The organism is Serratia sp. 506_PEND, assembly GCF_001076875.1.
Taxonomy (GTDB): Bacteria; Pseudomonadota; Gammaproteobacteria; order Enterobacterales; family Enterobacteriaceae; genus Serratia; species Serratia marcescens.
Map to the genome: position 1 here is coordinate 1 of NZ_JVEL01000333.1, position 15,723 is coordinate 15,723.

12 protein-coding genes are annotated in these 15,723 nt (G+C 60.2%); 6 read left to right on the plus strand and 6 right to left on the minus strand.

Annotation, left to right across the window (positions count from 1 at the left end):
• On the minus strand, positions 1-1,129 hold a 1,129-nt coding region (locus tag ADK28_RS10085; protein WP_048795596.1), incomplete at its 3' end, for a S8 family peptidase.
• A 478-nt stretch (positions 1,130-1,607) separates the two neighbouring features.
• The gene (locus tag ADK28_RS10090; protein ID WP_042706136.1) at positions 1,608-2,261 is read right to left on the minus strand and encodes a TetR/AcrR family transcriptional regulator; all 654 of its coding nucleotides are present in this window, start codon (positions 2,259-2,261) and stop codon (positions 1,608-1,610) included.
• Between the two features lie 250 nt (positions 2,262-2,511).
• On the opposite strand from ADK28_RS10090, the gene ADK28_RS10095 reads away from it, so the two are divergent.
• Positions 2,512-3,729: a Tm-1-like ATP-binding domain-containing protein gene (locus ADK28_RS10095; RefSeq protein WP_033639161.1), complete on the plus strand. Its 1,218-nt coding sequence runs from the start codon at positions 2,512-2,514 to the stop codon at positions 3,727-3,729.
• A 94-nt stretch (positions 3,730-3,823) separates the two neighbouring features.
• On the opposite strand, the gene spy is transcribed toward ADK28_RS10095, so the two are convergent.
• A complete protein-coding gene (spy, locus tag ADK28_RS10100) occupies positions 3,824-4,315 on the minus strand; it encodes an ATP-independent periplasmic protein-refolding chaperone Spy (RefSeq protein ID WP_033641337.1) in 492 nt (163 codons plus the stop codon).
• A gap of 531 nt (positions 4,316-4,846) precedes the next feature.
• Between spy and pdeR the strand changes: the two genes are divergently transcribed.
• Positions 4,847-6,841 (plus strand): cyclic di-GMP phosphodiesterase, encoded by a 1,995-nt coding sequence (gene pdeR, locus ADK28_RS10105; RefSeq protein ID WP_048795597.1) that lies wholly within the window; start codon positions 4,847-4,849, stop codon positions 6,839-6,841.
• A 16-nt stretch (positions 6,842-6,857) separates the two neighbouring features.
• Here pdeR and ADK28_RS10110 read toward each other — a convergent pair whose 3' ends face one another.
• Positions 6,858-7,724, minus strand: coding sequence for a crotonase/enoyl-CoA hydratase family protein (locus ADK28_RS10110; protein WP_016930461.1), 867 nt, complete (start codon positions 7,722-7,724; stop codon positions 6,858-6,860).
• 341 nt (positions 7,725-8,065) lie between these two features.
• Here ADK28_RS10110 and yhjD point away from each other — a divergent pair, with 341 nt between their 5' ends.
• From yhjD to ADK28_RS10125, 3 genes are all read left to right on the plus strand, one after another.
• The gene (yhjD, locus tag ADK28_RS10115; RefSeq protein WP_033639159.1) at positions 8,066-9,085 is read left to right on the plus strand and encodes an inner membrane protein YhjD; all 1,020 of its coding nucleotides are present in this window, start codon (positions 8,066-8,068) and stop codon (positions 9,083-9,085) included.
• A 329-nt stretch (positions 9,086-9,414) separates the two neighbouring features.
• The gene (locus ADK28_RS10120; protein ID WP_016930463.1) at positions 9,415-10,737 is read left to right on the plus strand and encodes an MFS transporter; all 1,323 of its coding nucleotides are present in this window, start codon (positions 9,415-9,417) and stop codon (positions 10,735-10,737) included.
• Positions 10,738-10,837: 100 nt separating this feature from the next.
• The gene (locus ADK28_RS10125; protein WP_048795598.1) at positions 10,838-11,605 is read left to right on the plus strand and encodes a CDP-diacylglycerol diphosphatase; all 768 of its coding nucleotides are present in this window, start codon (positions 10,838-10,840) and stop codon (positions 11,603-11,605) included.
• On the opposite strand, the gene ADK28_RS10130 is transcribed toward ADK28_RS10125, so the two are convergent.
• A complete protein-coding gene (locus ADK28_RS10130; protein WP_048795599.1) occupies positions 11,606-13,645 on the minus strand; it encodes an AsmA family protein in 2,040 nt (679 codons plus the stop codon). It abuts the gene before it with no gap.
• A 91-nt stretch (positions 13,646-13,736) separates the two neighbouring features.
• On the minus strand, positions 13,737-14,528 hold the full coding sequence (gene pdeH, locus ADK28_RS10135; RefSeq protein ID WP_048795600.1) for a cyclic-guanylate-specific phosphodiesterase: 792 nt from the start codon (positions 14,526-14,528) through the stop codon (positions 13,737-13,739).
• A 238-nt stretch (positions 14,529-14,766) separates the two neighbouring features.
• On the opposite strand from pdeH, the gene ADK28_RS10140 reads away from it, so the two are divergent.
• The gene (locus ADK28_RS10140; RefSeq protein ID WP_048795601.1) at positions 14,767-15,699 is read left to right on the plus strand and encodes a sugar kinase; all 933 of its coding nucleotides are present in this window, start codon (positions 14,767-14,769) and stop codon (positions 15,697-15,699) included.
• The last annotated feature ends 24 nt before the right edge of the window (positions 15,700-15,723 follow it).

The following is a 15,723-nucleotide window of genomic DNA, read 5'->3' on the forward strand; positions in this document are numbered from 1 at the left end:
GCGCGCCCATGTCGGTGGCGGTGGTTTTCAGCACTTCCGCCACCTGCGCGCCATTCAGATACGGGAAACGCTCCATCAGCACGGCAACGCTGCCGGCCACGTGCGGCGCCGCCATCGAAGTGCCGCTGTATTTGGCGTAACCGGTCGTCAGATTCTCCACGCTGGTGCCTTCGATTATCGAGCTGTATACCCGGGTGCCCGGCGCCGAGACGCAGAGGCTGGCGGTATAGCCGCAGCGAGAAGAGAAGGTGCTGATGCTGTAATCGCCGGTATTGGTCGGATCCTGCAGGCTGGCGACCGACAGCCAGTTCGGCGCGATGTCCGGCACAAAATAAGCCAGACCGGCCATGGCATCGGGGTTATTCAGATTGCCGTCGTTACCGGCGGCGAAGATGGTGACCACGCCGCTGCGGGCCGCGTCGATCGCGCCCTGATAGGCGCCGCCGGGCTTGGTGCCGAGGATCTGTTTGATCTGATCGAACTGCTTTTGCGCATCGTTTACTGTGAAATGCGGATAAGCCGGGTCATAACCGCCCTCATCAAACTTTTCGGTGATGCCGATGCCCCAGCTGTTGTTGATGATGCGCGCGCCGCTGGCCACCAGCGCATCCCAACCGGCCTGGTACACCGCGCCGTCGTTGCCGAGGATGATGCCGTCCTCCGGGCCGGGATCGCCGTTTTCCGCGCTGATGATCTGCGCGTTGAACGCCACGCCGTGCATGGCGCCGCCGTCTCGGCTGCCGGCGGCGATGCCGCCCACGTGGGTGCCGTGCGAACCGAGCGTGCCATCGGAATCCACGCTCGGCGTGCCGTCATAGCGGAAAGCGTCGCCTTTTTTCACCGGAATATAGGGGTCGGTATATTCGCGGATGCCTTCGGTAACCAGATTGATCACCTTATTCTCACCGGCGAACTCCGGGTGCTTGGCGTAGACTGGCTGATCGAAAATGCCAAGTTTGATGCCTTTTCCGGTATAACCGGCGGCGTAGGCCTGGTCGGCGTGGATTGCCCCCAGCCCCCATTCCGCATTGAACTCACTGCTGCGCCAGCTGGCCGGATCGCCCGCTTTGCCGTTCTCTATATAGCTGGAGGCCTGCGCCCCGCCAATCGCCGTCAGGCAGATCAGCATCGCGCTCCATTGTGCGCGATTAACTCCGATTTCAGGCCAGCCGAAGGCCGCCCGAGCGGATTTGACTCCTCTAAGTTTCTTCTCCATCCCAGATACCGTCCGTTGTTGTTTGCAAATGTTTTATAAGATTTTTTGTGTAACAGTTTGGTAACACCAAATAAATAAAGCACAACAATCTCAAGTGCGCTTAATGTGTCATCCGGCAGCTCGACGGGAGGAGAGAATGTTTCAAGGGTGAATCAGGCCAGTGCCGATAAGAAATGACAATGACGTTTGCCGGTATCAAAATGGCGATAACACGTGAAGGGATAAATTATAATCTGCTGATAAATAAAAATATAACCTAGGGAGACATAAAGAATACGGCCGCCTGAAAAGTGCTTAACAGGCGTCTTTTATCACTTTTAATTATAAATTTTGCCAATATTCACTCAGTGAATTATGCTGGTTTTTCACTCGGTCATCGGCAAAAATTGGATTATCCTGCTGATGTTTTTTTGCAGTTCGTCGCGTCCTCTTCCGCCTGACGCAGAATGGCTTTGGCCATCCATTGCGTGACGTCCTGAATGCTCTCAAGCTCCAGCCCCCAGATATCTTTCAGCACCAGGAACACCTCCGAGCCGTAAATCAGCGAGAAAGCATGAATCACTCTCTGCAGAGAGTCCGGCGGCAGTTTGCCCTGCAGCGGTTCCACCGCCAGCGCCAACAGACGCTTGCGGTTGCCGCGCACGAATTTCTCGCCCGGCGTCGCGTGCGCCCACTGTTGCAAAGAGAGTTGCAGCGCCGCGCGCAATGCTCCCTCGTGCCGCTCCATCTGAGGATAGGCGAAAGTCAGCAACTGCCGGATGCGTTTCAGGGCGTCATCGTCTTGCGGGCGCCATTCCAGAATAGGCCCCAGGCTTTCCGCCACCACGGCGCTAATCAGCGCACTCTGGGTCGGAAAATAGCGGTAGGCCGTCGCACGCGATACCTGCGCATGCGCCGCCAGTTCGGTGATCGAAGGAAACGCCCCTTCGTCATACAGCGTCATCGCGCTGGCCAGCAACAAACGGTAGGTTTTTGCCCGGGTGGAAGTCAGTGAAGGATCAAACGGGGTGGGAAAGGCATCTATCGGCACATAAACCTCATGCATCTGCACACGCTTGCGCAACAGAGGATGCGCCTCTGTCGACTGGCTGCCGGCAAAGCGCCGGCCACGTTGAAAAGCTCAAAAATGAGACAGGAGTCCCATTTTGCACTGAGCTGCCCTTGCAAAAATGATACTGCCGTCTCATTATATAAATACATTAATCAATTTAATTTAAACGCCAACACCAGGGCACCCTATAAAAATATAACAAAATGATTTTTAAATAAAAATTAGAAACACCCCAGGAAAATACATGAAAGACACTTCAAATTTTGTCTATATTGCTACCACAGCAGATACGAAAGGACAAGAGCTGGAGTATGTACGGCGGCTGATCGCTGCCCTGAATTTACCCACGCGAACCGTCGATCTTTCCACTCGTCGCTTGCCGTTTGACTCCCCGGCCGATATCGGTCCAGAGGACGTCGCACGCCACCATCCGGCAGGCGCCGACGCGGTCTTCTGCGCCAGTCGCGGCCAGGCGATCGCCGCCATGGCGACCGCTTTCGAACGTTTTATCCTGACGCGCCGCGATATCGCCGCCTTGCTTGGCCTGGGCGGTTCCGGCGGCACCGCCATCATCACGCCGGCCATGCAGCAGCTGCCGATCGGCCTGCCGAAAGTGATGGTCTCGAGCATGGCGGCGGGAGACGTTTCCGCCTATGTCGGCGCCAGCGATATCAACATGCTGTATTCGGTCACCGATCTCGCCGGCCTGAATCGCATCTCGCGACGGGTGCTGGGCAACGCGGCGCGCCAGATAGCCGGCGCAGTGCACTTCGCCGCCGTCGACTATCACGACAACAATCCCGCGATCGGCCTGACGACGTTTGGCGTCACCACGCCCTGTATTCAGGCGTTGGTTGCCGAGCTGGGATCGCAATGGGATTGCCTGACGTTTCATGCGACCGGCAGCGGCGGCAGATCGTTGGAAAAACTGATCGATAACCGCCAACTGCACGGCGCCATCGATTTGACCACGACCGAAGTGGCCGATTACCTGTTTGGCGGCATGCTGCCCTGCAATGCGGATCGTTTCGGTGCCATCGCGCGTACCGGCATCCCGTGCGTGCTCTCCTGCGGCGCGATAGACATGATCAACTTCGGCGCGCCGAATACGGTGCCGGCTCGCTATGCCAACCGTCTTCGTCACCATCACAACCCGCAAGTGACGCTGGTGCGCACCAGCGCGCGAGAGAATGCGTTAATGGGGCGTTGGATGGGCGAAAAAATCAACGCCTGCGCGGGCGAAGTGCGTTTCGTTATCCCGGCGGGCGGCGTATCGGCTTTGGATGCGCCCGGCCAACCGTTCTGGGATCCGGCGGCGCTGGCCGCCTTTACGCAAGCGCTGGAAGAAACGGTGCACGCCACCGGCAAACGCCGGTTGATAAAAACGCCTTATCATATTAACGACCCGCGCTTTGCGCAGGCCGTTGCCGAACAGTTTCGGCACATTGTCGGCGGAGAATGATGATCACCCACGGCAAAGCCTGCCGGTGATAACGCCAAATAGAAAAAGGGCCAGACAAATAGTCTGGCCCTTTATTATTTACCGCGAGCGAATATTACTGACCGGCGGACATCTGCTCCTTCATTTTATTCATGTGGTCCATCATCTTTTGCTCGCGTTTCTGATAATTCTCATTGTATTGTTTTTTCTGCTCAGGCGTCAGCAGGTTATACATTTTATTTTCCGCTTTGGCGCGTGCCAGCATGCGTTCGGATTGCGCTTTACCGATCGCGTCAATTTGCGCCTTCGCCTTCGCTTCGTCAAAGCTGTCGGAAGCGACCAGATTGTGCAGCGCCTGGCGCTCCTCTTTCATGCCCGGCCCGCGCTTCTGGTGCGACTCTTTCATGATATCGCGCATCTGCTGGCGCTGCTGCTCGGTCAGGTTCAGCCCGGCGAACGGGCCGCCTTTGCCTTCACCCTTGTGATGCATCATTTTCATCGGCGCCGCATCCGCCGCCGGAGCCGTCGCCGTATCGGCGGCGAACGCCGCGGAAGCAGAACCCAGAGCCAGCGTGGAAGCAATAAATAAAGCCGTCAATTTACGCATAATCATTTCCTTAAAAATTTTCTTCATCAGGAGCGCTGTACGTTAACAGGCTCATTCGTTGTCGGAGATAATAATAGGCTGATAAATTTCAAGTAATGCGAGGGTGTGTAAACTTTTTAAAACCCGCCTCGGATTTATTCACCAATTATGAGAAAACTATGAAGATGGCGTTTATTTGATGGAAATTTTAATTTCTCGGCAAAAATCCCCCCGGTGGAGTTATTTTTCCGCTTTCCCCTCATCGCTATAATTTACTCACCTGCACGGCAACCTTGCATCAACCGTTTTCCGATAGCAGGGGAAATCAGTAAGCATCACACGATCCGATGTTCTCCTACACTTTAAGACAAGCAGCGCCGGGCGACGTTTACACCGCAAAACTAATCATTGCTTATATAATAGTTTCCATCACCCGCCCCGCCTGTGAAAACCTGTTATATGATGCACAGATGCGTACGGCGATCGCTTTCGGGCCAACAGGCTGCCCGGGGCTGTGCCGCCCGCCCGCCCGTGCTCTTTTGAGGAATCGTCATGCCCGCAGACCAAGGCCCTGAGCTTCTTAGCGCTCACTTCGGCACCCAAAGCCCCCACTGGCGGCTGGCGTTTGACAGCAATGCCCTGGAGCTGTCCGCCGTTAAGGGCAAAGCTCATATCGCGGTAGCGCTCAGCGCCATGGAAGCGGCGAAAATCCGCCGTCTGACCGGCGTGACCGCCAGCCTTGAGCTGACCATTACGTTGGCCGGTGAACCGCTGCATCTGCATCTGGTCGGGCGCCGCGTCAACAACCTCGAATGGGCGGGCACGGCTTCCGCCTTCAGCGACACCCAATCGGTGGCGCGCGACCTGGTGCACGGCCTCTCCTTCGCCGAGCAGGTGGTGTCCGAAGCCAACTCGGTGATCGTGATCGTCGATCAGCACGGCCGCATCCAGCGCTTCAACCGACTGAGCGAGGAGTACACCGGACTGCACGAACACGAGGTGATCGGCAAAAACGTTTTCCAGCTGTTTATGAGCCCGGAAGAAGCTGCCGCTTCGCGGCGCAACATCGCCGGCTTCTTCCGCAACGGTTCGTCCTATGAGGTGGAACGCTGGGTAAAGACGGTCAAGGGCGAACGGCTGTTCCTGTTCCGCAACAAATTCGTGCACAGCGGCAGCGGCAAAAACGAAGTCTTTCTGATCTGCTCCGGTACCGACATCACCGAAGAACGCCGCGCGCAAGAGCGGCTACGGGTGCTGGCCAACACCGATCTCATCACCGGCCTGCCGAACCGCAACGCCATCCAGGACAAGATCAATCACGCCATCGCCACGCGCGGCGAAGAGAGTTTCGGCCTGGTGTACCTCGATCTCGACAACTTCAAAAAGGTCAACGACGCCTACGGCCATATGTTCGGCGATCGGCTGCTGGTCGAGGTCGCGCTGGCGATCCTCGGCTGCCTGAGCCCGGATCAAGTGCTCGCCCGCCTCGGCGGCGACGAATTCTTGGTGCTGGCGCCGCAAAGCGATCGCGAGCGCCTGCAAACGCTGGCGCAGCGCATTATCGACAGGCTGAAGACCCCTTTTCGCATCGGTCTGATTGAGGTGTATACGGGCTGTTCGATCGGCATCGCGCTGTGCCCGGAGCACGGCAACGATCTCGACAGCCTGATCCGCAGCGCCGATACCGCCATGTACGTCGCCAAGGAGCACGGAAAACGCACCTATACCGTCTTCTCGCCGGAGATGAACAAACGCGTCGCCGAATACATGTGGCTGGACACCAATCTGCGCAAAGGGTTGGAACAAAATCAGCTGGTGCTGTATTACCAGCCTAAAATCGACGCGCACAGCGGCGAAGTGCACAGCGTGGAAGCGCTGGTGCGCTGGGATTCGCCGGAGCGCGGCCTGATCCCGCCGCTGCAGTTCATCTCCTATGCCGAGGAGTCCGGCCTGATCGGCCCGTTGGGCCAATGGGTGCTGCAAACCGCCGCCGGGCAGGCGGCGCGATGGCAAGAGCAGGGATTGAATCTGCGGGTGGCGGTCAACCTCTCTGCCCGTCAGCTGGCCGACGACGGCATCGTCAACGACCTGCTCGGGGTGCTGCACCGTCACCGCATGGCCCCCTGCCTGCTGGACTTCGAGTTGACCGAAAGCAGCCTGATTGAAGACGAGAACCGCGCGCGCGCGCTGATCACCCGGCTGCGCGAACTGGGCGCGCAGGTGCATCTCGACGACTTTGGCACCGGCTATTCGTCGCTGGCGCAGCTGGCACGCATTCCTCTGGACGCCATCAAGCTGGATAAAAGCTTCGTGCGCGGGGTGAATTTCAATCCGGTATCGCAATCGCTGGTACGCGCGATCGTCGCGGCGGCGGAGGCGTTGGCCTTCCGCGTGATCGCCGAAGGGGTGGAGACCGAGAGCGAAAACCACTTCCTCGACGAGGTCGGCGTGGACGAAAAACAGGGCTTTCTGTTCGCGCGGCCAATGCTCCCGGAACAGCTGGAGCATTGGCTGCAGTCCTATCGCCCGCGCTCACCCTCCGCATGAGGCGGGCGCGTTAACGTTAGCCGGCACGACGCAGGTTCAGGGTATGGCGATCCTGCAACATCACCAGCCGCTCGATGTAGGCACGGTCTTTTTCCTCAATGGTAAAGGCCGAGTGCACCCAATCTTCGGTAATGTCCATCAGCTCGGAACGCGTCAGCTGCAACACGCGCTGACGCGCCCGCAGCATGGCGCGCATGCCGTTGAGCTTCGGCCGGATGGTATCGATGAAGGTGCGCGTCGCCAGGTAGGCGTCGCCGGGCTGGAACAGCTGGTCTACCAGCCCGCGGCTCTCGAACCACTCTGCGGTGTGCGACTCGCCGCCCCAAATCAGCTCCTCGGCCAAGCGCATGCCCGCCTTGCGCGCCACCAGCGAGTAACCGCCCATACCGGGAAACAGGTTGAACGCAATCTCCGGGAACCCCATGCGCGCATTGTTTTGCGCCAATACGAAATGGTGCGCCAGCGCCGCTTCAAAACCGCCGCCCAGCGCACTGCCTTCAACCATCGCAATGCTGATCGCGCCGGTGTCGAAACCGCGTGCCGCCGCATGCACGCAGTCGATGCAGGCGCGCGCGTAGGCCATCATCGCCTCGCGCTTGCGGTTTTTGATCGCTTCGGCGAAGAACTGCAGATCGCCGCCGACGTTGAACATGTTCGGCACCAGCGAGCCGGTGACCCAGAAGTCGAACCGCAGCGAAGACTCCTTCGCCGCCTGCGCCAGCGTCATGATGTCTTCAATCAACGCCTGGTTGAAGCAGGGGCGCGGCGCGGCGCGCAGCAGCATCCACATGATGTGCCGCCCCTCTTCATAGTAGGCGGAGATCTGCGACAGATTGCCCGCTTCGGTAAACGGACGACAGGTGGGGTGATTAAGCAATTTCATAAGACCTTCCAGTTTTTCTGTTGATGACGGATGAGACCGTTCCAGCCCCTACGGCTGCAGCGGAGCGGCGAGCGGCAAAGCGCGACGCCACATCATGAGTAAACGCTTTCTCGCCGACGAAACAGATAAAAATTGGAGGTAGGGAAGTGAAAAAAACCGAGGCGCCACGGGGTTTTCATAGGAATTTTACCTATCGCGCCATCCCCGGCATTTCATGCCGGGCGCTAACGCGTTAAGCTCGGAAATTGACCGTTTGCCGCCCCGGCGCTCAAAACGCCGCAGGGCTTTGGCTATAATCAACGCTGATACATGCCGTTTAACGTTAAGGAAATCGTGAAGTAATGCCTACAGGACCAGACCAGGAACGCCGCCAGCCCACACAAGACACGCCGCCGAAGCCGCTTATCGCCATCAAGACCGGCCATGAGACGCTCGACCGCCGCATCAGCGGTTTTTCACGTCTGATTGAACGCATCAAAGCCTGGCCGAGCGTGGCGCACCTGCTGCGCGCCGCCGAACGCTTTAACGATCGGCTGGGCAGCCAGTTTGGCGCCGCCATCACCTACTTTTCATTCCTCTCGCTGATCCCGATCCTGATGGTGTCGTTCGCCGCCGCCGGTTTCGTGCTGGCTTCCAACCCGGATCTGCTGGCCCGCTTGATCAACCGGATCGTCGGCAGCATCAGCGATCCGACGTTGGCCAGCACGCTGAAGAATACCGTCAACACCGCCATTCAGCAGCGCACCACCGTGGGATTGACCGGTCTGGCGCTGGCGCTCTATTCCGGCATCAGTTGGATGGGCAACCTGCGCGAGGCGATCCGCGCGCAGTCGCGTGACGTCTGGGAGCGCAATCCGCAGGATCAGGAGAAAATCTATTTCAAGTACACCCGCGACTTCATCTCGCTGACCGGCCTGGTGGTGGCGCTCATCATTACGCTGTCGCTGACCTCGGTCGCCGGGTCGGCGCAGGCGGCGATCGTCAACGCGCTGGGGTTGGACGGCATCGAATGGCTGCGGCCGGCGTTGACAACGATCGCGCTGTCGATCTCGATTTTCGCCAACTATCTGCTGTTCCTGTGGATTTTCTGGATGCTGCCGCGCCACAAACCGAAGAAAAAAGCGCTGCTGCGCGGCACCTTGCTCGCGGCTATCGGCTTTGAGGTGATCAAGTTCGTGATGACGATGACGCTGCCGCAGGTGGCGAAGTCGCCTTCCGGCGCGGCCTTCGGCTCGGTGATCGGGCTGATGGCGTTCTTCTACTTCTTCGCCCGTTTGACGCTGTTTTGTGCCGCCTGGATCGCTACCGCCGACTACAAAGGCGACAAAGCCTTGCCGGAACGCGAGCCGCCGGCCCCCTGAAGCCATGCAATCGTGCCGGTGTTATCGCACACGCCGGCACTTTCCTCTGGTTAATAAGCAAAAACCCAGTCAATCCCTCTAAATCATGCGGCATGACATTCGAAAAACCAGCATAACAAACTACCCATTCACTTTTCTTTCCCGTTTTTACAGCCATTCCCTCTGTATGAAACCCATTTCTCAACGTTTAACGCTACAGAAAAGAAGCCCGGTAAAACATTAGTCTTTTTAACCGGTTAGCGGCGGCGTTGCCCAAAGTTACAGCGTTGAAAAGGCGGAATGCTGTCACTAAGATGGATTTTTACCCCCTCCAACAATAAGAAATAGATATGCAAGCCACCATCGCACCCCCACTCGACGCCGACGACGCGTCCACACCGGTGAATTCCCGCGGGAAAGTCATCGTCGCCTCGCTGGTCGGCACCGCCATCGAGTTCTTCGACTTCTACATCTACGCCACCGCCGCGGTGATCGTGTTCCCGCACATCTTCTTCCCGCAGGGCGACCCGACCACTGCGACGCTGCAGTCGCTGGCCACCTTCGCCGTCGCCTTTGTCGCGCGCCCTATCGGCTCTGCGCTGTTCGGCCACTTCGGCGATCGCGTCGGGCGCAAGGTCACGCTGGTCGCCTCGCTGCTGACCATGGGGATTTCCACCGTGCTGATCGGCCTGCTGCCGAGCTATGAAACCATCGGCATCTTCGCCCCTATCCTGCTGGCGCTGGCGCGCTTTGGGCAAGGCCTGGGGCTGGGCGGCGAATGGGGCGGCGCAGCCCTGCTGGCGACGGAGAACGCGCCGGCCAAAAAGCGCGCGCTGTACGGTTCTTTCCCCCAGTTGGGGGCGCCTATCGGTTTCTTCTTCGCCAACGGCACCTTCCTGCTGCTCTCGTGGCTGCTGAGCGACCAGCAATTTATGGAATGGGGCTGGCGCGTGCCGTTCATCCTCTCCGCGGCGCTGGTGCTGATTGGCCTGTATGTGCGGGTATCGCTGCATGAAACGCCGGTGTTCGCCAAAGCGGCCAAGGCCGGCAAACAGGTGAAAGTGCCGCTCGGCACGCTGCTGAGCAAGCATCTGAAAGCCACCATCCTCGGCACCTTCATCATGCTGGCGACCTACACGCTGTTTTATCTGATGACGGTGTATTCGATGACCTACGGCACCGCGCCGCAGCCGTTGGGCCTCGGCTACTCCCGTAACAGCTTCCTGTGGATGCTGATGGTGGCGGTGATTGGTTTCGGCGTGATGGTGCCGATCGCCGGTCTGCTGGCGGACGCGTTCGGCCGCCGCAAGACCATGATCGCCATTACCCTGCTGATGATCGGCTTCGCGTTCCTGTTCCCGACCCTGCTGGGTTCCGGCAACCAGGCGCTGGTGATGGGCTTCCTGCTGTGCGGCCTGAGCATCATGGGGCTGACCTTTGGCCCGATGGGCGCGCTGCTGCCGGAGCTGTTCCCTACCGAAGTGCGCTATACCGGCGCGTCATTCTCCTACAATGTCGCGTCTATCCTCGGCGCGTCCGTGGCGCCTTATATCGCCACCTGGCTGGCGGCCCACTACGGGCTGTTCTACGTCGGCATGTACCTGGCGGCGATGGCCGGGCTGACGCTGCTGGCGCTGCTGCTGATGAAAGAAACCCGCCACCAGTCGCTGTGATCCGCTGCGGCCCCCTCACTGCGGGGGCCGCACGCGTTGTTCGTTTCCTGTCATAAAACCGGGCTATGCTGAATGTTTCTCTCGGTAACAGGATCGGCCGATGTCTTTGCGTCGTGGGGTATTTGTCTGCGTGGCGCTGCTGGCGGCTCTCGCCATCGCGCTCTATTACGGGTTGAAGCCTGACCATCCCGATGCGCTATGGCGCATCGTCAGCCAGCAATGTCTGCCCAATCAGCAAGCGCATGACAACCCGGCGCCCTGCGCGCAGGTGGATGTGCCGGCCGGTTTCGTGGTGTTTAAAGATCGCAACGGACCGCTGCAATACCTGCTGATGCCCAGCGCCAAAATCACCGGTATCGAAAGCCCGGCGGTGCTGGACGCCGCCACGCCGAATTTCTTCGCCCAGGCCTGGCGCGCGCGCCACGTGATGGCGGAGCGTTATGGCAAACCCATCGACGACGGCGATATTTCACTGGCGATCAATTCGGAATATGGCCGCACGCAAAACCAGCTGCACATTCATATCTCCTGCCTGTCTCCGGCGGTAAAACAGCGGCTGGAGCAGATTGGCCCCGATTTCATCGAGCAATGGCAACCGCTGCCCGGCGGCCTGTTGGGACATGACTATCTGGGGCGGCGGGTGACCCCCGCCGAACTGGAACAACAGGGCGCCTTCCGCCTGTTGGCTTCCGGCCTGCCGCGCGCCGACGGGCGCATGGGCAGCTTCGGCCTGGCGATGACCGCGCTGCCGGACGGCGATTTCCTGCTGCTGGCGACCGAGCGCAGCCTGCTGCCGTTTACCCTGGCCTCGGCGGAAGAGATCCAGGATCACGACTGCCGGGTGCTCACGCCGCCGCCGCACGCCTGATTATTTTTTGCCTTTCATCTCCCGCAGGATCTGCCCGCACGGATTCTCCTCGCCGCCCTCACTGGGCGAGACCAGCGCCAGCAGCGCCGCCGCCGGCGTCAGCACCGCCCCCAACGCCACCGCCGCCGCACCGCGCGCGATCAGCGGTCCGGCTTTCACCCCGGCGTCGGGGTGCTTGAAGGTCCCTTTCACGTACAGCGGCGAGCGCAGGGTCAGCACGCGCATGCCCTTGCTTTCCGGATCGATGGACAAATCCAGCCGTTCGGTGGCGAGGTTGGTGTTGCCGGTGATGTTGATCACCGCGTTCTCGGTGTCGAACACGAACAGCCGCGGCGCGGCGACGCCGCTGCGGATGCCGACGTCCGCCGCCGCGCAGTTGATGCCCACCACGTCGTCACCGAACAGCTGCGCCACCAGATAGTTGCCGACGTTCAGACCGAGGATCTCCATCAGGCTACGGCTGATCACCCCGTTATTGATCAACAGGCGCAGGTCGCCGTTGCTGGTCGCCAGCAGCTCGGCCACCGAATTGCCGCTGCCCGTCAGCCTGGCGTCGCCGTTCATCTGCCCGAGGCTGCGCTTCATCGCCGCCACGTTCGGCAACAGCTGTTTGAGCTGGAGTTTGCGCGCGTGCATATCTACCTGACCGCGCATCGGCTTTTTGCCTCCGTCGAGGCGCACGACGGCGCTCAGGCTGCCGCCCGCCATGCCGAAGCGCAGCGGATCCAGGCGCAGTTCGCCATTGTTCAGTTTCAGGTGCGTGGCCAGATCGCTCAGCGGCAAATCGCTGCCGCGTTCAATGCGCGCGGCGGCAAACTTCACGTCCGCATCCATCTTGCGCCAGCTTTGCGTATCGAACTGTTCGACCGGCAGCACCTTATCCGCCGGCTGGCGGCTCTTCTCGCCGCGCCCGGCTTTGGCGGCGTTGGAGTCCGCACCGATCAGCGGCGCCAGATCCGCCAACCTCAGCTGCCGGGAGCTCACCGCGCCGCTCAGCGTCGGCCGCGGTTTACCGGCGACGTATTTCAAGCTGCCGTGAATATCGCTGTCGCCGATTTTGCCGTCAAATTTCTGATACTCGAACACGGCGCCGCCCGGCTGATGCAGACGAGCCATCAGATGGCCATCGGTCGCATACGGCGGCGTGTTCGGCAGCAGCACGCCGGTCAGGCCATAGAGATTCCCCAGGCTTTCACCGGAAAATTTCAGCTGCACGTCCAGGCCGCCGAGGTTCAGCGGATCGGACAAGGTGCCCGCCACCGCCACCCGGGTGCTGCCGGAGCGCACGTCGGCCTGCAGCGGGAACGGCAGATCGGCGCTCTGCAGTGACAGCATGCCGCCGATCTTGCCGCTGCCGCTCAGCGGTTCGCCGTTATATTTGCCTTTCACCTGCCAGCCGAAAACATAATCGGGTGTAGCGCTCTTGCCGCCGCTCTGTTTGCCGGTCACTTCACTGAACGGCAGCGGTTTGCCGAGCGGATCGATAACGGCGCGGAAATCCGCCTTTAGCGTGGCGTCTTTAAAGGCGATCTGTCCCTTGTCGAACACGATATCGTGAACGGTGAACGACCAGGCGGAAGGCGGCTGCTTGGGATCCTGGCCGCCGGCCAGGTCAAACGTCCAGTTGTTGTCGCCGTTGGCCAGGCGTTGCAACGACGCATTCGGCTGCTTGAGCCAGATGCGCGGGACAAGCAGTTCTTTCCTCAGCAGCGCCAGCGGTGCGATGCTGGCGTCGACGCGCTGCAGCGTCACCATGCTGTCGCCGGGGATGTTTTTCGGATTACCCAACCACACGTCTTCGGCATGAATATGCGGCCAGGGCACCCAGGCGCGCCAGCCGCCCTCATCCGGGTTACGTGACCAGTCGACGCCCAGATCGCCGCGGATGGCGAACGGCCGCCGCAGTTCGGCCGACACTTTGTCGTTGATGGTGGGCTTGAGTCGATTCCAGTCGAAGGTAGCGATGAAGATCGCCAGTGCAGCGATCGCCAGCAGCACAATGCCGCCCAACCAGCTGAAAACCTTTCCTGTTCTTGTCATAGCGGCTCCCTCAGCGCATAAGCCAGGCTGCCGAATAAAAGGAAAAGGAATGAGCAGCCCCGTTTAAGCCTAGCTGAGGATAGGCCGGAGTTCACGCCGGCGCGCCGGGCGCGGCGAACAGCGTCGGCACGCTGTGCAGCGTTTCAAAGCACGCCGGACGGGAAAGGTAGTAGCCCTGTGCGGCCAACGCGCCGGAACGCTGCACCAGGTGCCACTCCTGCTCGGTTTCCACCCCCTCGACGATCACCCCGTCGCTGTGCTGGTTCATCATCTTGATCAGGGTGCCGAGCAGCTGCACCCCCTCTTCCGACTGTTTGAGCAAGGTGAACAATTCGCGCGCCACCTTGATGTATTGATACCGCCAGGCACCGACGGCGGAGAAGTTGGCCAGCCCGCTGCCGAAATCGTCCAGCCACAGCCGCTCGCCGCCGACAATCTGCTGCAGCGGGCGGTTTGATGCCGTTGCGGCGTGCTCCACCAGCTCGAAGCGCAGATAGGGCATCTCGGCGATCTGCCGTTGCAACGCGCGATGACGCTGCAATGCTTGCAGCGCGATGCCGTCGATATTGACCGATACCATCACCGCGTGGCGGATGAACAACGCCTGCCAGCGCTGCAACAGCGCCAGCTGTTCCTGAACCACCCGCAAACGCTGGGCGACGCCGAGCGAGGCAAAATACTGTTCCGGGGATTGCCGCTTGTCCGGCTCATTCGGGTGATGCACCGCCGTCAGCAGTTCCACCGCCAACAGCGCGCCGCTGGTGCGATAAATCGGCTGGAAGGTATACAAGCGCCGGCATTGCCGCCAGTAGCGCCGCGATTTGGCGCAGGCATAGAGGGCAAAACAGGGCGCCAGCAGACCCGAGATCAGATTGGTTATCATCGGTACTATCGCCGTGGCGGGGAAGTGAGAGCGCTGCCGCTGTTTCTTTACCCAACTTATCGGCCACGCCACGTAAAACTTTAAGCACGAATTGCCGCACGCTTTCCTCTTCACCCTGTCGGCGTTGGCCGATCGCGATCATAAAAAATTAAAACACTGTTTTAATTTATTGACTCCCTTATCGCCTTGCGTGGAGACTGGTGGCTGTTGCTTCTTCTTTAGCCAGGGCTTATTGACGATGACTATCCGAAACCTCGCCGTGATCGGCGAATGCATGATCGAGCTGTCACAGCAGGGCGCACAGCTGACGCGCGGCTTTGGCGGCGATACCCTCAACACCGCCGTCTACCTCGCCCGCCAAATGCCGAAACAGACGTTGCAGGTGCATTACGTCACTGCGCTCGGCACCGACAGCTTCAGCGGCGAGATGCTGCAGGCCTGGCGGCAGGAGAAGATCGAGACCGGGTTGATTCAGCAGTTCGACAACAAGCTGCCGGGCCTGTACGTGATCGAAACCGACGCCGCCGGCGAACGCACTTTCTACTATTGGCGCAATGACGCCGCCGCCCGCTATTGGCTTGCTGGACCGCAGGCCGACGCACTGTGCGAGCGGCTGGCGCAGTTCGATTACCTGTACCTCAGCGGCATTAGCCTGGCGATCCTCGCGCCTGCCGACCGCACGAAGCTGCTGGCGTTGCTGCGCCGCTGTCGCGCCAACGGCGGCCAGGTGATCTTCGACAACAACTACCGCCCGCGTCTGTGGCCAAGCTGTGAGGAAACGCAGCAGGCCTACCGCGAGGTGCTGGCCTGCACCGACATCGCCTTTTTGACGCTGGATGACGAAGAATTGCTGTGGGGCGCGCAGCCGGTTGAACAGATAGTGACGCGCACGCAGGCGCTTGGCGTCGGCGAGATCGTTATCAAACGCGGCGCGGATGCCTGTCTGGTGTTCAATCTGGAGGGGGAGCGGCTTGAGGTGCCGGCGATCGCGCTGCCGCCGGAGCGCGTGGTGGATACCACTGCAGCGGGCGACTCTTTCAGCGCCGGCTACCTGGCGGTGCGCCTGAACGGCGGCGGCGCCCGGCAGGCGGCGCAGCGCGGCCACCAGCTTGCTGCGACGGTGATCCAACATCGCGGCGCCATCATTCCCGCAGCGGCGATGCCCGCATAATCAATAAGGCGGCGGCGAAGTCGC